The sequence below is a fragment of the Chryseobacterium sp. R2A-55 genome (assembly GCF_021401085.1).
Lineage (GTDB): Bacteria > Bacteroidota > Bacteroidia > Flavobacteriales > Weeksellaceae > Kaistella.
Genome location: NZ_JACBFP010000004.1, coordinates 179,030 through 196,760 on the forward strand (window position 1 = coordinate 179,030; position 17,731 = coordinate 196,760).

General features: G+C 37.5%; 16 protein-coding genes. 7 read left to right on the top strand and 9 right to left on the bottom strand.

Annotated features, from left to right (window positions below; genetic code table 11):
- Positions 1–140: 140 nt before the first annotated feature.
- Positions 141–974, bottom strand: coding sequence for a peptide chain release factor N(5)-glutamine methyltransferase (gene prmC / locus L0951_RS07050; RefSeq protein WP_234110539.1), 834 nt, complete (start codon positions 972–974; stop codon positions 141–143).
- Between the two features lie 165 nt (positions 975–1,139).
- Here prmC and L0951_RS07055 point away from each other — a divergent pair, with 165 nt between their 5' ends.
- The 5 genes from L0951_RS07055 to L0951_RS07075 all read left to right on the top strand — a co-directional run bounded on the left by L0951_RS07055 (position 1,140) and on the right by L0951_RS07075 (position 5,832).
- A complete protein-coding gene (locus tag L0951_RS07055; protein ID WP_234110525.1) occupies positions 1,140–1,679 on the top strand; it encodes a C40 family peptidase in 540 nt (179 codons plus the stop codon).
- Between the two features lie 96 nt (positions 1,680–1,775).
- The gene (locus L0951_RS07060; protein ID WP_262908458.1) at positions 1,776–2,585 is read left to right on the top strand and encodes a 2,3,4,5-tetrahydropyridine-2,6-dicarboxylate N-succinyltransferase; all 810 of its coding nucleotides are present in this window, start codon (positions 1,776–1,778) and stop codon (positions 2,583–2,585) included.
- A 12-nt stretch (positions 2,586–2,597) separates the two neighbouring features.
- Positions 2,598–3,773: a glycosyltransferase family 87 protein gene (locus L0951_RS07065; RefSeq protein ID WP_234110541.1), complete on the top strand. Its 1,176-nt coding sequence runs from the start codon at positions 2,598–2,600 to the stop codon at positions 3,771–3,773.
- Between the two features lie 7 nt (positions 3,774–3,780).
- Positions 3,781–4,707 carry a glycosyltransferase family 2 protein gene (locus L0951_RS07070; RefSeq protein WP_234110526.1) on the top strand — a complete coding sequence of 309 codons (927 nt, stop codon included), beginning with the start codon at positions 3,781–3,783 and terminating at the stop codon, positions 4,705–4,707.
- 30 nt (positions 4,708–4,737) lie between these two features.
- Complete coding sequence (locus L0951_RS07075; RefSeq protein ID WP_234110527.1) at positions 4,738–5,832, top strand: glycosyltransferase family 4 protein; 1,095 nt, start codon at positions 4,738–4,740, stop codon at positions 5,830–5,832.
- Positions 5,833–6,218: 386 nt separating this feature from the next.
- On the opposite strand, the gene rplT is transcribed toward L0951_RS07075, so the two are convergent.
- The 5 genes from rplT to L0951_RS07100 all read right to left on the bottom strand — a co-directional run bounded on the left by rplT (position 6,219) and on the right by L0951_RS07100 (position 11,618).
- Positions 6,219–6,563, bottom strand: a complete 345-nt coding sequence (gene rplT / locus L0951_RS07080) for a 50S ribosomal protein L20 (RefSeq protein WP_048498227.1) — start codon at positions 6,561–6,563, stop codon at positions 6,219–6,221.
- Between the two features lie 120 nt (positions 6,564–6,683).
- Positions 6,684–6,881 carry a 50S ribosomal protein L35 gene (gene rpmI / locus L0951_RS07085; protein ID WP_048498226.1) on the bottom strand — a complete coding sequence of 66 codons (198 nt, stop codon included), beginning with the start codon at positions 6,879–6,881 and terminating at the stop codon, positions 6,684–6,686.
- Between the two features lie 97 nt (positions 6,882–6,978).
- Entirely contained in the window at positions 6,979–7,290 is a 312-nt protein-coding gene (locus tag L0951_RS07090; protein WP_234110528.1) for a hypothetical protein, read from the bottom strand.
- 87 nt (positions 7,291–7,377) lie between these two features.
- Complete coding sequence (locus L0951_RS07095; RefSeq protein ID WP_234110529.1) at positions 7,378–9,255, bottom strand: T9SS type A sorting domain-containing protein; 1,878 nt, start codon at positions 9,253–9,255, stop codon at positions 7,378–7,380.
- 2 nt (positions 9,256–9,257) lie between these two features.
- Entirely contained in the window at positions 9,258–11,618 is a 2,361-nt protein-coding gene (locus L0951_RS07100) for an SBBP repeat-containing protein (protein WP_234110530.1), read from the bottom strand.
- Positions 11,619–11,893: 275 nt separating this feature from the next.
- Here L0951_RS07100 and L0951_RS07105 point away from each other — a divergent pair, with 275 nt between their 5' ends.
- Together L0951_RS07105 and L0951_RS07110 are read left to right on the top strand one after the other, a co-directional pair.
- Complete coding sequence (locus tag L0951_RS07105) at positions 11,894–13,780, top strand: sensor histidine kinase (RefSeq protein ID WP_234110531.1); 1,887 nt, start codon at positions 11,894–11,896, stop codon at positions 13,778–13,780.
- Entirely contained in the window at positions 13,773–14,399 is a 627-nt protein-coding gene (locus L0951_RS07110) for a response regulator (RefSeq protein WP_234110532.1), read from the top strand. Before L0951_RS07105 ends, L0951_RS07110 begins: the two co-directional genes overlap by 8 nt.
- Positions 14,400–14,510: 111 nt before the next feature.
- Here the strand turns inward: L0951_RS07110 and infC are convergent, their stop codons facing one another.
- From infC to L0951_RS07125, 3 genes are all read right to left on the bottom strand, one after another.
- Positions 14,511–15,074, bottom strand: coding sequence for a translation initiation factor IF-3 (gene infC, locus L0951_RS07115; protein ID WP_317207195.1), 564 nt, complete (start codon positions 15,072–15,074; stop codon positions 14,511–14,513).
- A gap of 61 nt (positions 15,075–15,135) precedes the next feature.
- A complete protein-coding gene (thrS, locus tag L0951_RS07120) occupies positions 15,136–17,055 on the bottom strand; it encodes a threonine--tRNA ligase (RefSeq protein WP_234110533.1) in 1,920 nt (639 codons plus the stop codon).
- A gap of 195 nt (positions 17,056–17,250) precedes the next feature.
- Positions 17,251–17,649 carry a hypothetical protein gene (locus L0951_RS07125; protein ID WP_234110534.1) on the bottom strand — a complete coding sequence of 133 codons (399 nt, stop codon included), beginning with the start codon at positions 17,647–17,649 and terminating at the stop codon, positions 17,251–17,253.
- Between the last annotated feature and the right edge of the window lie 82 nt (positions 17,650–17,731).

The window sequence follows — 17,731 nt, forward strand, 5'->3', positions numbered from 1 at the left end:
ACACTTTCGAAAATTATTGCTCTGCAATGCCAGAAAAAGAGCTCAAACAAATGCTGCAATCGGGGCTATCAAATCCTGTCGGTCTTTCTTTGAAGATCTTTCCTACGTTTTTCATTGGAATAATTCTCCTCATCATCACATTACCGAATTCCCCAAACAAATCGGTCATTCCCGGAAATATCCTTTACCAGTCGAACTTCAGATAAAACCTCTTTAAAAAGTTCCAGAGTTTCCCTGCCCAATTTCTGGTTGATTTCCAGAAAAACCAATCCATTTTCTGCAAGATGATTTTTGCTGTCTTTTGCAATTTTTTTATAGAAAATCAAAGGATCTGAAGTGGGTGAAAACAGGGCCATTTTCGGTTCAAATTCTTTCACAGAATCCGAGATTTCATCCTGTTCAGTGATACCTATATACGGCGGATTTGAAACAATCACCTCATAAATTCCCTCCAAATCTTGGTTCAAATAATCCTGCTGGATAAAGTTGATTTCTGCCTGATGAAAAATCGAATTTTTCTTTGCAATTTCCAATGCTTTTTCAGAAAAATCAATTGCGGAAATTTCTGCGAATGGAAAATGTTTCTTCAAAACAATCGGGATAATTCCGCTTCCAGTCCCAATATCCAGAATTTTCTTTGGCTCTTTTAAGTGATGTATTGCCAACTCCAGTAATTCTTCAGTTTCAGGTCTTGGAATCAGCACATTTTCATCAATGAAAAATTTCATTCCGTAGAACTCAGTTTCGCCTAAGATTTGCTGAAAGGGTTTTCCTGATTTTAATGTTTTCAGAACTTCATCCAAATCTTCCAAATGGCTGCTGAGCAGTTGCTGATGCATAAACCGCCGCTGCTGGAATTTATCGAAACCCACCGTTTTCAAAAGAAAAATGGAATAGAGTTCCGCACTTTCCGCTTCGGAATATAGGTTTGAAAGTTCACTTTTAAAATGTCTTTTATACTCAAGAATGGTCATCATTAAGAATTGTTGATCCGGAATTTGAATCAAATTATTCATGCAAAATTAAGATTCCTGAATTGAAAATCTTTATCAAAGGTCATAAATAAAGGAAAAAATTGAAAAACTGCCATTCAATTGAAAATAAATTCTTTATTTTTGGCGAAAGTAAGTGAAAGGAAAATGAAAAAGCATTTTATTCTGAGTTTTTTGTTGATGATTCTGGTTTCATGCGGTACTTCGAAGAACGTGGTGGTGAAGAGAAGTGTACCCACGAAAACAGTCAAAAAAACTGCAGACCTGAAAACATTAAATTCAAATAATTCAGGGAAATATTCCCCAAAAGCTCAGGAAATTGTGAAAGATGCGCAAAAATATTTGGGAGCACCCTATAAACCGGCCGGAATTACTTCTGCGGGCTTCGATTGCTCCGGCTTAGTTTGCAAAGTGTTTGATGAAAACAATTACAAACTTCCGCGCCGGTCAGAAGACCAATCCAATTCCGGAAAAGAGATCAACATCCGCGAGGTAAAACCGGGAGATTTGTTATTCTTTGCAACTTCTGGCGGAAGCAGGGTTTCACATGTGGGAATCGTACACGATATCGGAAATGATGGTGAAGTGAAGTTCATTCATTCCTCCACGTCAAAAGGGGTCATTATTTCTTCACTGAATGAGCGGTACTGGAACAATGCCTATCTTTTTGCGAGAAGAGTGCTCTAAAAATAAATCCAAAGTACTTTTCAATTCGTATTTTTGTAGAACTGTAAAATAAATATCAATTTTTTATCCCGGAATTCCGGGAATCTGCTATCTATTATGTTAAAGGAAATCATCGAAAATATTTGGGACAACCGAGAATTGTTACAAAATGAAGAAAGCCAGAACTCAATCCGTGAGGTGATCCGACAACTGGATTTGGGTGAATTGCGCGTTGCAGAACCTACTGAAAACGGATGGCAGGTAAACGAGTGGGTGAAAAAAGCGGTCGTGATGTATTTTCCGATCCAAAAAATGGAAACCATCGAAGTTGGTCCTTTTGAATTTCACGATAAAATGCCTCTAAAAAGAAATTACGCAGAAAAAGGAGTTCGGGTTGTTCCGCATGCAGTTGCACGTGAAGGAGCATACATTGCGCCCGGAGTGATTTTAATGCCGTCTTATGTTAACATTGGGGCTTATGTTGATTCCGGAACCATGGTAGATACTTGGGCAACGGTGGGAAGTTGCGCACAGATTGGAAAAGATGTTCATTTGAGTGGTGGAGTAGGAATTGGAGGGGTTTTGGAGCCACTTCAGGCTGCACCGGTTATTATTGAAGACAATGTTTTTGTGGGTTCCAGATGTATTGTCGTAGAAGGTGTTCATGTGGAAAAAGAAGCGGTTTTGGGAGCCAACGTCGTTTTGACGGCGTCCACCAAAATTATTGATGTCACCGGCAAAACTCCGGTTGAAATCAAAGGAAAAGTTCCTGCCCGTTCAGTGGTGATTCCCGGAAGCTATACTAAAAAATTCCCGGCTGGAGATTACCAGGTTCCATGCGCTCTGATTATCGGGAAAAGAAAAGAATCAACCGACAAAAAGACCTCGCTCAATGACGCTTTGAGAGAGAATAATGTTTCGGTTTAAATATTTGTTTCCATCAACTTGAAAGATAAATTCATCAAACTGATATCAAATCCTAAATATATTTTTGGGATTTATCTTTTGGTGTCTGCCATTTCTGCGGTGACCAAATTTTTTAGCGGACCTCAGAATTACAATAACTATTTGATTTTTAAGAATGTCTTTACCAATACCTTAGCGGAAAAAAACATTTACCTTCTTTATCCGGACTGTCATTTTGATTCCAATCATTATGGAGTGCTGTTCAGCATGATCATCGCACCTTTTGCTATTTTACCGGATTGGCTCGGAATGGTTTTATGGAATATCGCGAATACATTGGTTTTTCTCTTTGCGATCCACAAATTGCCTTTTTCCGCGCAGAAGAAGTCGTTTTTTGCGTGGCTTTGCCTACAGGAATTCATCACAGCGGCGGTGAGTTTGCAGTTCAACATCGCATTGACAGGTTTGTTGATTTTGTCTGCGGTTTACATCTATGAACGAAAGGAAACGAAATCTGCAATCGCAATCTTAATCGGATTTTTTGTGAAACTATACGGAATTGCAGGACTTTCCTCATTTTTCTTCATGAAGAACAAATGGAGATTTATTTTGTCATTCGTGTGTTTTGCAATCCTGTTTTTGGTTTTGCCGATGCTCATTTCCAGTCCACATTTTGGATTGCAATCTTATGCGGACTGGTTTCAGTCGCTCACTGAGAAAAATATGTCTAATCAGGTTTTGGGGAACAGACAGGATTATTCACTGATGGGAATTGTTCGCAGGGTTTCAGGAAACGCAGAAATTTCAAATCTTGCATTTCTGCTTCCGGGAATTTTGGTGTTCGGGTTGCCTTATTTAAGGCTCAAAGAGTACAAAAATTTAGCATTCCAACTGATGATTTTGTCATCAACGCTTTTATTCATCGTTCTTTTTAGTTCCAGTTCGGAATCACCGACCTACATTATCGCAGTTTCGGGCGTGATGATTTGGTTTATCATTCAAAAAGAAAAAACTCCTGTCGTAATAGGATTGCTTATTTTTGTGATGATTCTGACCTGCTTTTCGTTCTCAGATTTATTTCCGAAATTTATCAAAGAAAATTACATCATGAAATATTCGTTAAAGGCTCTGCCTTGCTGTATTGTATGGTTCCGAGTGATATACGAATTAATGACCAGGGATTTTGAGAAAGATTATCAATTAGATTAAACGAAAAGTGAAAAAGATTTCAATCGTCATTCCGGCACACAACGAAGAAGGCAATGTTTCGCTGATCCATCAACGGATTGCGGAAGTGTTTTCTGTTCTAAAGGACTACAGTTTTGAAATTATTTTCGTTAATGACGGAAGCCGGGATCATACTCAGCAGAAATTGGAAGAACTTTCGAGCCAGTTCGCAGAAGTGAAATTTATCGAACTCTCCCGAAATTTCGGGCACCAACCGGCGGTAAAAGCAGGGTTGGATTACGCCACTGGAAATGCAGTGATTTCAATGGATGGAGATATGCAGCATCCACCGGAATTGATTCCAGATCTGATCAAGAAATGGGAGGAAGGGTTTGATATTGTTTTTACCATCAGGACCTATCCCAAACAAATTTCCAGATTCAAGAGAAGAACTTCGGATCTGTACTATATATTTCTGTCCCTGATTTCTGATGTGAAGATTAGCGAAGGTGGTTCAGATTTTCGACTGATGGACTCTTCCGTAGTGGATGTGGTTCGAAATATGAATGAAGCCGATATTTTTCTGCGTGGACTTTCTAACTGGATGGGTTTCAAACAAACCGGAATCCATTTTACCGCGGGTGAAAGAGCGACCGGACAAAGCAGCTATAATCTGCAAAAAATGATGAAGTTTGCCTTTACCGGAATTACAGCCTTTAGCGTGAAACCACTTTATATAGCGGCATATTTGGGGTTTTTGTTCTCGGCGATTGCGGTGGTGGGATATGGAGTCTATGTCATTCATTCATTTGTTGCAAAAACCGAGATTTCCGGGTGGGCCTCACTGATTATGACCGTGGTTTTTTTTGGCGGAATTCAGTTGATTATTCTGGGAATCATTGGAATTTACTTGGGCAAAATTTTCAAGCAGGTGAAAGAAAGACCAAACTATATTATCCGGTCCAAGAACTTTTGAAAAGATCTACAAAAATTATTTATTTAGAAGGTGAAGATTGCATTTGACGGTAAACGCTTTTTCAATAACAGTTCGGGTTTAGGTAACTATTCGCGTGATTTGGTGAGAATTCTGGCTACATTTTATCCTGATAATCAATATGTTCTATTAAACAAAGATCAAAGCGAAAGAGGAAGGGAGATTTTAAGTTTGCCCCATGTCAGTTTTAAGGAAACTTCGAAAGGAAGTCTTTCCAGGCAGTTTAAGATGGGGAAAGATGCCCAAAACCTTGATGCGGATATTTTTCACGGACTATCGGGCGAACTCCCTTTGAGATGGAACAAAAAACCTATCAAGAAAATTGTCACGATTCATGATCTTATTTTTCTGCGATTTCCCAATTACTACAGTTTTTTCGACCGGAAAATTCATTTTTGGAAATTTAAAAGAGCCACAGAACAGGCAGACCTGATTATTGCAATTTCCGAACAGACCAGAAAAGACATTATTCAGTTTCTGAAAGTTCCCGAATCTAAAATAGAGGTTGTTTACCAAGGTTGTCATCAGGCGTTCAAGGAGTATATTTTCCCGGATTTCTTTGAGCAGACCAAAATGCGGTTCAATCTTCCGGAAAAATTTATTTTGAATGTCGGAACGATCGAGGAAAGGAAAAATCTTCTCGGAATTGTGAAAGCTTTGAAGGATACGGATATTCCTCTGGTTGTGGTTGGAAGAAAAACGAAATATTTCAACAGAGTCAGAAGATTTATCGACAAGAATAATCTCAAAAATCAAGTCCTTTTCCTTGAAAATGTATCGATGCATGAACTCGCCGCGATTTACAGATTGGCAGATATTTTCGTTTACCCCAGTTTTTTCGAAGGTTTTGGCATTCCGGTAATCGAGGCCCTGTTTTCCGGAACACCCGTAATTACGAGTAATGTGAGTTGCTTGCCGGAAGCAGGAGGGAAAGATTCTGTTTATATCAATCCCGAGAATGTTGATGATATCCGGGCAAAAATTCTGTTCCTCTGGAATAATGAATCTGAAAGGAAACGCCGTGCAAGAATGGGTTTAGAGTATGTTCAAAAATTCACTGACGAAAATATTGCCAAAGAAATGATGAAAATCTATCAGAAAGTCTAAAGAATGGACAAAATTCATTTTGTTCTAAGACAAAAGTTACAAATTTCTGCTAGCAAATAAATACAGTTGAAAGAGTAGAAACCTAAAGATAAATACATGTTTTTCAGCCAGTCAAAAGTGCTATTGTAGTTCGCTGTTCCGGTCTGCTTGATTCCGAATGATGCAAATTCCGTTAGATATGGATTGATGTTGGCGATCATGATTTGGATAAGATGGTTTTGATAGGCTTCAACAAAATTTTATCCTGAAATACATGCTTCAATAAAGTTAGCCGAAATGAGGAATGTTCTTTTCATCAGGTCTGGAAATGATGCAAAACCAGCAAAAAAAAAATCCCGTCCAGAAATTTCGGGACAGGATTGATATTGATAACAAAAAATTTTACATTATTTTACTTGATCTACAACCGCTTTGAACGCTTCAGGATGATTCATCGCTAAATCTGCTAAAACTTTTCTGTTCAATTCGATGTTGTTCTTTTTTAGAGCGCCCATAAATTGGGAATAAGACATTCCGTGTTCTCTGGTTCCTGCGTTGATACGCGTGATCCAAAGCGATCTGAAATTTCTTTTCTTCTCTTTTCTTCCGCGGTAAGCGTATTGCATCGCTTTTTCCACGGCGTTTTTAGCTACGGTCCAAACATTTTTTCTTCTACCGAAAAAACCTTTAGCCTGCTTCATTACTTTTTTTCTGCGAGCTCTGGAAGCTACTGCATTTACTGATCTTGGCATAATTTAAATTGTTTTTTTTGAATACAGCGTTGCTTATTTCATCAAACTTTGGAGCTGATATCCAGGGTTAAAATTTCTGAATTTTTTTGAATTCTTATAAACCGAAATGATTTATAAAAACTACTTGATTGCTAATTGACGCAAAACGCTTTTCTCGTCCACAGTTGCAACGTAGGAAGTCTGCGTAAGATTTCTCTTCTGCTTGGTTTCTTTCTTTGTCAAGATGTGGCTTTTGTAAGCATTTTTTCTTTTAATTTTACCGGTTCCGGTAAGCTTAAAACGCTTTTTAGCACCTGATTTCGTTTTTAATTTTGACATTTTTTTTGCTTTTATATCTTGTTATCAATGAGTTTGCAAAAGTACAAATATTTTTTGGAATAATTAGCGAATTTTAGAGATCATTCATTGAGGAAATTCAAAACTTATCTTTTGCTGGAAGGCGGTTATTTTGTTTTCTGATATGATAAGTATCTTCAATTACACAGCGGTTTATAATGTTTTCCATATGCCAATACGTGAAGCCCTCAAAATCAAAATAGATTTGTTTCTTGGAGTAAAAATATTCTTCATATCCGTTTTCATCAATGAATTTCCCAAGTTCCAAAAATAATTCGCTATCAACTTTTTCTTGAACTATATTTTCGTGCGGGTAAGTTTCCGCATAAGTTTTGGCAAAAATCCACTTCTGGGATTCAGCAAAATTTTTCAAATCTTTTGGAATGGGCATTTCTTCTTGATAAATGTTTGATCAAATGTACAAAAAAGGAAACTTCTTTCGAAGTCTCCCGTGGATTGTAACCTTTTGTTTTAAGTATTATTTTTTCAAAAATTTTCTGTAATAAATATCAGTTCCCGCATATATTTTCAGTAAGTATGATCCGGCACAAAGTGCTTGCACATCAATTGTATTTTCCGAGAACGAAGCGATATTTTTAATCATTTTACCACTCATTTCAAAAATTTCTGCTCTCGATATTTTTTGATTTTTAGAATTCAGTATCTTGATAAAATCCATCGCAGGATTTGGGTAAATGTTTATATGAGAAATATTCTTCGTATCGGAAGTTGATAGAAATGCGTTCAAATTTATTATTTTCACCACATTGTTTCCTGTATCCGCAACGTAAAGTTTGTTGTTGGTTTCATCCATGCAAATACCTTCCGGCTTAAAGAAGTCAGTACTTATGACTTGGATACCGTTTCCGTTCAAATCCATTCTTTTAATGGAATTGTTCTCTGTATCGGAAATGTAAACATAACCATGCTGCGAATCAACAGCTACACCACTTGGTTTGTTGAAGTTGTTCCCGATAACTCCCAAATTCACGCTCGTTCCTGTGGTGGGATTGATTTTCTGGATATTATTATTTGCATTATCCGCTACGTAAACATTTCCTGCATTGTCGAAATCGAATCCTTTTGGATCGCCCATTACGCCATAATAAGAGTAAATCCACTGTGGAGGATAAAGGTTGAATTTTCTGCCTATAAGATAAGTATAGTTACGTTGGATGTAGAATTCCGTTATATTATTTACCTTAAACATATAAGGGTTGCTTAATCCTGTAATGTAATTACCTGGAGATGTTCCGGTAGTTGTGATTTTTTTTATGGAGTTTTCGGTCTTGTCAGCAAAATAAAGGTTATTATTATTGCTGGCGAAGGAAATTCCTGCAAGGCTGTTTGGTGAGTAGTACAGATGGGCAATAGAATTGTCGGTACCAATTTTTGCGACCTGGTTGAGGGAAGTGTAAGGATCGTTTGAAGTGATATAAATTTTGTTTTGTGCATCCAAAGTGATGCCGATAGGCGAGTTAAATTTACTTCCTCGTACATTAAAAACGTTGTCGGGATATTTAAAATCATATATTTTGTAACGTCCATCTGTGTCGAAAAAAATAAAATGTACATTTTGATATTCCCGCGCTTCTACAGCCTGAGGTAAAAATAGTTGGCCGGGAGGAAAAGTGGGAAGCGAATAGTGCGTGACTACAGAGCCAGTGGTATTCATAATTACGATATCCGACATGCTCCCAATAATAAGTCCGAGGTTCGGGCAATAATCAATGCATGTAATATTGGTTCCGCTGGATTGTGAAAGCGAATAGGTTTGGAACACATTGTTAATTTTCACGAATTTTTGGCTGTTCGGATATACAAAATAACTGTTCCCTTGATTATCAAAAGTAAAGTCTTCGGAATCTGAGACATTTATTGGCAAATTTACAGTGCCTATAGAACCGTCGGATAAGCTGATTCTTCCAATTTTATTTGACAAAGCCGATGCGGTGTACCATAAATTGATGCCGATAAACTTCATTTTGGTAATGGAAGTGTTTGGACTTGCAAACAGAACCGCGTTGCTCCCGTCTGTATTCATCTTGAAAACTTTGCCGGAGTTAGTTCCGCCACCACCGTAAGCAACATATAAATAACCGGAACCGTCCAAGGTGAGTGCCATTGGTTTGCCCTTTCCTGCAGAAATTACGGTCGTTTTGTTATTGGGTTCCACTTTCATCACCAAATCATCCGTAGCATCGCATACATAGAGGTTTCCACTTGAGTCCTTCGCAATATCCACCGCATAGGTAAAAGAATAGCCTAAACCCAGTGTCGTGATATTTTGGGCATTAATTTTTGATAAAAACGCCACCGCGAAAATCATTATAAAAAAATTATGGATATTTTTCATGATTATTTTTTTAAGAATTTTGTGTTAATAACTTCTGTTGCCGAATAGATTTTCATCAAATACATCCCTGCGGAAAGTGATTTTACATCAACTGTATTCTGGGAAAGTGAAGGGATGTTTTTGACCATTTTCCCTTCCATATCAAAAATTTCAACCTTTGATATTTTTTCATTTTTAGAATGCTGAACTTTGATAAAATCTGTTGCCGGATTTGGATAAATTTTAACGGAGTAAGTATTGGTTTCTGCTGTTTTCAGAATTCCGAATGGATTTAATTTTGTAAGGAAAGCATCGTTTCCGCCGTTGTTTGAGGTTTGATACGCATTTGCACTCGAAATGTTATTGGAAGAGTTGGTATTTCCGGTTATATAAACATTTCCCCAAGAATCGGTGGAACTAAACGCTCCAAAATCATCACCAGTTCCACCAATATACGTTCCCCAGATTCTGCTTCCATCATTGTAGAATTTTGCCACGAAAACATCCTGATTTCCACCCCAAGTTTCCTGAAACGCTCCCGGTGAAGCAATATTGTCGTTGGAATAAGTGTATCCTGTAACAATCACATTGTCAGAATTATCAACGGTACAGGCACTGGCTCTTTCCTGTTCGGCTCCACCATAATACGTTCCCCAAATTCTGGAACCAGCTCCATTAAACTTTGCAAGAAACGCATCATAACTTCCGCTTCTCGAAGCTTGGTACGAACCTGTTGTAGAAATATTGGCGTCAGATCCGGTGTGTCCATCCAAAAATACATTTCCCTGAAAATCTGTCGCGATGAAATATCCCCAATCATAATCAGAACCTCCATAATAGGTTCCCCATTGTCTAACTCCGTCGCTGTTGAATTTTACCAAATACGCATCATCCAGTCCTCCCAAATTTGTTTGGTGGGCTCCGGAAGAAGCAATATTTACAGACGAACTGGTGAAACCTGCCAAAAAGACATTTCCTGTATTATCCACAGTACAATAGCCGCTTTCCCATTGCTCGCCACCGTAATATGTGGACCATTGTCGGTTTCCGTTGCTGTCAAATTTCGCAAGAAAGGCATCTGTTGCACCACCCGTATTTTGCTGATGTGCTCCCGGAGTTGTAATTCCTGTACTGGACCATGCAAAACCGGCCAAATAAACATTCCCGGAATTTTTATCAACGGCAACAGAATATCCTTCATCGTAATATTCTCCACCGAAATAGGTTCCCCAAAGCAGATTCCCATTGCTGTCGAACTTTGCTAAAAAAGCATCATCCAGTCCGTTATTGGAGGTTTGGAAAGCACCGGAAGTGGCGATGTTTGTTGTGGAATAAGTTTCTCCCGCCAAATAAACATTTCCATTTGCATCCACTGCGCAGGATTTTCCTTTATCTTCATTATTGCCACCATAATAAGTTGACCAAATTAAAGTACCCGAGCTGCTGAATTTTGCCAGAAATGCATCACAGTTTCCTGCCAAATTATTTTGATAGCCTCCGGAAGCAATCCCGGTAGTGGAAAAAGTATAGCCGGACAAATACACGTTATTTTGAGAATCAACGGTGCAAGAAGTTCCGAAATCATCAGAAGATCCCCCGAAATAAGTGGACCAGTAAATTTCAGGGTCAAGAGTTACTGTAGATTTTGGATCATAGGATGAAATCTTGAAACTCAACTCATCATTTTTCAAAACCATTTTTGTGGCAATTTCTTTTCCGTTTTGAAAACTGATTGGTGCTTTTTCGGTAATAGTGCCCAATTTAGTGTTCATCCTCAAACTGCCGTCTTTATTGATTTTCATTTGATCGGCCCAACTATTTTTAAACTTAATTTGGTTGGGATTTCCACCGGGATGAATCACGAAATCATATTCCACATTTTGGTTGTTCACATAAATCACCCAATCGATATTCGGATAAATATCATGATAAATGATTTTTGAAAAACGCTTCACATCCACAATATTTTTATTGTAATAATTGGTGATACCATTTTCGGGATTTTCTGCGGTAATTTTCAGATTCGGATTCGTGTTCTTTAAAATCATATCCATACGAAAAGTCTCTGCTTCAACTTTTTTAGAAATTTTTTGGTTTTTAATCAGTTCCTCAGGTGATTTCAGTTGTTCATTTTCCAATTTTTTGAATTTGGTAAACTGATAAGTAATTCCGTCATTTAATAGATAAAAAGTCATATTTCTGCTTTTTAGGAAATATTTTACCTGTTTTGAATTTTCGCCTGAAAGTTGACCTCTGTTCTGTTCAAAAGCTGGCTTTCGGTTTTCAAAACTGTTTTTTGCATTGGCAAGATTCGGGGTTTCGGTATTTGCGGGAAGAACCGCTGAAACCAAAAGTGCCATTAAAGAAAAGAATGTGTTTTTCATAATACTTAAATTTTTATGGATTAATTAATTTTTATTTTGTTCAGTTATACCAACCGATTTCGGATTGATGTATCTTTGTAAGGAACAGGACAAAGGTATTTTGCTGAATATCACTTCACAATCCCATAAAAAAGGGAAATTTGTGGGAGGAAAAATCACTTTTTTCAGGGAGTGGAAAAACAATAACCAAAAAGTAATTTTGTCTTATGAGAATCTCAAATTTTTTTGCTGTTATTTTTATTTTCTGTTATGCTTTTTCGTTTTCACAGAAGCGCTTGAACACGGACAGTATTAAGAATCTGATTAAAATTTCCAAAACCGACACCGCAAAAATTCCGCTATATTTTTTGTTGACTAGTGATTATGTGCAAAATGACACCGATTCTTCTGCGTATTTTTTAGCCGAAGGAAAAAAGCTCATTGATCGATCAAAATCGCACAAATACGATTATGAATATTATTTTACTGGAATAAAGATTTATCACGCCACTCAGAAATTTGATAAGGCATTGAATTTCAATTTAAAAGCCTTGGAAACTGCCAAAAAAAACAAAAACGATTTCCAGAAAGCGGAAGCTTTGCGAACACTTTTTGTGATTTATCTCAATCTTAAAAAAGATACTTTGGCCCTTCAAACCGCGCAGAAAGCCATAAAACTTTCAGAAAATATAAAGGACACCGCCAATCTTTCTATTGGATACGGAAATTTATCGCGATTATATTTTGAGATTGGGTTGTTTAAAAAATCAATTTTATATGGCAGAAAAAGCATTGATGCCGGAAAAAGATACCACAATTTGAAAGGTTTACTGATAGGTTTGAACAATACAGCGGTTTCTGAACAGGAACTCGGGAATTATAAAGAGGCAGAAAAATTATTTTTGGAAGTGCTGCAACTTGCAGAAAAAAATAATATTCCGCGTTCCAAAGTGAAATCGCTGGTGAATTTAATTAACCTGAATGTCTTCACGGCAAATCCGCCACAACTGAATTTCTACCTCGAAAAACTTCACCGTTTTCTGGATGAAAATCCCAATGCGCCTTTTGCAAAATCGGATTTAAGGAATCTGCCGTATTATGAAGCCAGCAATTTTCTTTATCAAAATAAATATGAAGAAGCGGAAAATACTGCACTGAAGGGAATTTCTAAAGTAAAAGATGACCATGAAATAGTTCAAAATCTTTACAACGTGATCAGTAAGATCAATTTTGCAAAGCGTGATTATAAAAAAGCCCAGAAATATAAACTGAAATCAGATTCCGTTCAAAACATCATCGACAAAGAAAATCTAAGTGATTTCGAGACAGAACTCAGCAAAAAATACGAAACCCAGAAGAAGGATTCCCAAATAAAACTTCAGGAATCGAAAATCAAAAACAAAAATATTTTCAACTATATTTTACTAGGAAGTGCTTTTGCATTACTGACCATTTTATTATTAACATACCGAAATTACAGCCAACGGAAAAAACTGCAACAGCAACGAATCAGTGAATTAGAAACAGAAAAACAATTATTGGCATCGCAATCTCTGCTAAAAGGGCAGGAAGACGAAAGAAACCGCCTTGCAAAAGATCTTCACGACGGTTTGGGCGGATTATTGAGCGGTGTGAAACTACAATTAGGAGCCATGAAAGGAAATTTAATTTTATCGGAAGAAAATGCAAATGTTTTTGACAAAGCATTGTTGAAACTTGATGAGTCCATTAGTGAAATGCGGAGAGTATCCCACAATTTAATGCCAGAATCTTTAATGAAATCTGGATTAAAACAGGCGATTTTGGATTATTGCGAATCTTTAATCATGAACCAAAATTTGAAGATTAATTGTGAACTTCACGGAATCGATGAAAAAATGGATCAAACTACAGAAGTCATTATATACAGAATTATTCAGGAATTGTTGAACAACGTGGTGAAACATTCGGAAGCAAATCTGATTTTGGTGCAAATTTTCCGGCACGAAAATCATAAAATTTCCATTACTGTAGAAGACAACGGAAAAGGATTCAATTTGGAAAATATGAACTTGAAAAATTCTGCCGGGATCAGAAACATAAAATCCAGGGTGGAATATCTCAAAGGAAAACTCGACATAAAATCAGTTCCAGGAAAAGGAACCTCAGTTTTTATAGAATGTGAAGAGCAAAATTATGGATAAAATAAGAATTATCATTGTGGATGATCATCCGATGGTACAGGAAGGTTTGCGCGCCATGTTCAATGAAATACGGTTCGTTGATTTGGTGGCTACGGCAAAAAATGCCTTTGAAGCCATGGAACTCATCAAGAAATTTCAGCCGGGAATGGTTTTGACAGATATCAATATGCCAGAAATCACTGGTATAGAACTTACTGCAAGAATAAAGGCAGAATTTCCAAAAATTAAAATTGTGGGAATGAGCACTTTTAATGAAAGAGGTTACATTACGCAAATAATCGCAAACGGAGCCGATGGTTTTCTGCTGAAAAATGCTCCAAAAGAAGAAATAGAAAAGTGTCTTCTCTCAGTTTATGAAGGCAAAATGTATCTAAGTGTGGATGTAAATTTGAAAACTTCCGAAAAAAAAGAATTGGGCGAAATTCCTGTTCTCAGCACTCGCGAAAAAGAAGTGTTAGAATTGATCGCGGAGGGATTAACCAATAACCAAATCGCTGAAAAAATCTTCGTAAGCCCTTATACAGTCGATAGTCACAGGAAGAGTTTAATGACAAAACTCAATGCTGGGAATACTGCAATCTTGATAAAGCAGGCTATAAAATTTAACCTTATTCAGTAATCTTTTTCACAGATTGAAAAAAAAAAAGAGACTTCTGTCGAAATCTCTATATCAAATCAATCATCTACTGTTACATTGGTAGATTGTTAAATTGCTAAATTGTTACATTAATTACTTCGCCACCTTCTTAGGGCTCATCATCATAATCATTCGCTTTCCTTCGAGTTTTGGCAACTGGTCAACTTTTCCTACATGTTCCAGTTCCTGCGCCAATTTCAAAAGAAGAATTTCCCCTTGATCTTTGAAAATGATAGAACGTCCTTTGAAGAAAACATAAGTCTTCAATTTAGAACCTTCCTCCAAGAATTTTTCAGCGTGTTTCTTTTTGAACTCGTAATCATGCTCGTCAGTTTGTGGTCCGAAACGAATTTCTTTTACGACTACTTTGACCTGTTTTGCCTTGAGTTCTTTCTGCTTTTTCTTTTGCTCGTAAAGGAATTTTTTGTAATCCAGAATTCGCGAAATGTAAGGTTCCTGTTTATCGGAAATCACTACCAAATCCAACTCCTGGTCTTTTGCGATTTGCAATGCTTTTGCAAGCGGATAAACTCCGGGTTCCACGTTGTCGCCAACTAAACGTACTTCTTTAGCACGGATCTTTTCATTGATCTGGTGTAAATCTTCCTGTACTCGTCGTTGTGGACCTCTACCTCTGTAGTTAAATTTCTGTGCTATGGGTTTATATTTTATGGGTTAAATTAATTGCTAATGGGGATTTTGGCTAATGTTTTTTGGCTTAGATTTTTGCTTCTTTTTTAAAGTAATTCATAAAATCTTCCACACTCATCGCGCCCAAATCGCCTTCACCTCTTCTTCTTACTGAAACGGTTCCGTTCGTTTCTTCGTTTTCGCCCACGATCAACATAAATGGATATTTGTTGATTTCGGCGTCACGGATTTTTTTACCGGTTTTTTCGTTTCGGTCGTCAATCAGTCCGCAAATATCGTGATTTTCCAACATATTTGAAACTTTTTTCGCATAATCCACATATTTTTCAGATATCGGCAATATAATGAACTGATCCGGGGCGAGCCAAAGTGGGAAATCGCCGGCAGTGTTTTCCAGTAAAATGGCGATAAATCTTTCCATGGAACCAAATGGAGCACGGTGAATCATCACCGGTCGGTGCTTTTCATTATCATTTCCGGTGTACCACAAATCAAATCTTTCCGGTAAATTGTAATCCACCTGAATCGTTCCGAGTTGCCATTTTCTGCCTAAAGCGTCTTTCACCATAAAGTCCAGTTTTGGGCCATAGAAAGCGGCTTCTCCATATTCGACAACGGTTTTCAGACCTTTATTTGCAGCGGCTTGAATAATTGCATTTTCCGCCTTTCTCCAGTTTTCGTCCGTGCCGATGTATTTCTCTTTATGGTCCGGATCTCTCAATGAAACCTGGGTTACGAAATCTTCAAAGCCTAAATTTTTGAAAACATACATCACCAAATCGATCACGTTTTCAAACTCCGCCATCAGTTGATCCGGCGTACAGAAAATGTGTGCATCATCTTGGGTAAATCCGCGAACTCTCGTCAAACCATGAAGTTCTCCGGATTGTTCGTAGCGGTAAACGGTTCCGAATTCTGCAAAACGTTTCGGCAGGTCTTTGTAGGACCATTGTCCAACTTTATATATTTCGCAGTGATGAGGACAGTTCATTGGTTTTAACATAAATTCCTCGCCTTCATTTGGAGTTTTGATGGGTTGGAAACTGTCAGCACCGTATTTGTCCCAGTGTCCGGAAGTTACATACAATTCTTTAGCACCGATATGTGGCGACATCACGAATTCGTACCCCGATTTTTTCTGTGCTTCGGAAAGGAAATTTTCAAGTTTTTTTCTTAGTGCGGTTCCTTTTGGCAACCAAAGTGGAAGTCCGGCTCCTACTTTTTCAGAGAAAGCAAAAATCCCCAGTTCTTTACCCAGTTTTCGGTGGTCGCGGCGTTTTGCTTCTTCCAGTTTTTCCAAATATTCCGTTAAGTCCTTTTGTTTTGGGAAAGAAATTCCATAAACTCTGGTCAACTGCTTGTTTTTTTCATCGCCTCGCCAATATGCACCGGCGGCATTTAGGATTTTTACGGCTTTTACAATTCCGGTTGACGGAATATGACCTCCTCGACATAGATCGGTGAAATTATCATGAGTGCAGAATGTGATTTCACCATCGTTTAGATTGGAAATCAATTCTGTTTTGTATGGATTGTCGGCATATTCTTTCAAAGCATCTGCTTTTGACACTGCATAAAGATTAAATGTTGCGTCTTTTTTCGCATTCTCAAGCATTTTCTTTTCGATTTTCTCAAAGTCTTTTTCAGATAAAGCTTCATCACCAAAATCTACATCGTAATAAAATCCACTTTCTATAGCGGGACCGATCGTCAGTTTTGCCTTTGGATAAAATTCTAAAATTGCCTGTGCCAAGAGGTGTGCGGAGGAGTGCCAAAATGCCTTTTTCCCCAAATCATCATTCCAGGTAAGCAACTGAACCGTAGAATCCGTGGTGATCGGTGTTGAAACTTCTGTCTGAGTTCCGTTGACAATTGCAGAAATCGTATTTCTTGCCAAGCCTTCACTGATTGATTTTGCTACATCGAGCGGAGTTACTGCGCTCTCAAATTCTTTGATGCTTCCGTCCGGAAGAGTGATTTTAATCATTTTGAACTAAAAAATTATAAGCTACAAAAATACGGAAATTTTGTTGATTTTTTGATCCTGAAATAGGGTGCACTTGAAAAATCCAGACTAATTGCAATATTTTTCATTAATGGGCTGAATTTTTTTGAAAGGCTGGGTTTTCATTTTTTTTTGAATTCTTGAAATTTGGAAATTTTTGTAGTCATTCGCTTCTTGCTAAAGCTTGTCTAAAATAGTATTATTTGAATCCGGAACCGCTTTTATATGCGAGGCGTTTTTTTTCAAAGGGATTTCACTGAATCTATTTTCCGGATGAAAGCCGATCAGGTTATGATGCAGGTTATTCACCAGATTTTTAAAGTCGGATTTCCGTTCATCACTGATGATATGATCCGTGATGATGTTTTTTACTTTGGTGGAAACTGCTCCAATTTTAGACAGTATATTTCTTGCTTTGTAAGCACGGTTTAAGTTCGGAGTGAATACGGTGACCAGATTTTTTTCGGTATAATTTTCTTCAACAAGTTTTTCCGGCTGAACGTTTGTGTTTTGAGTGTAGCCAATAAATTCTTTCTTATAATAACTAAGCTTTCGTTGGGCTTGAAAAGCCAACAATGAAAGCCCGTTGAACGGAAGCTCCGGTAGCTTTTCGACAGTATTTTGGTTCTCTTATGGGGATTTCGTTTTTAGCATTCAG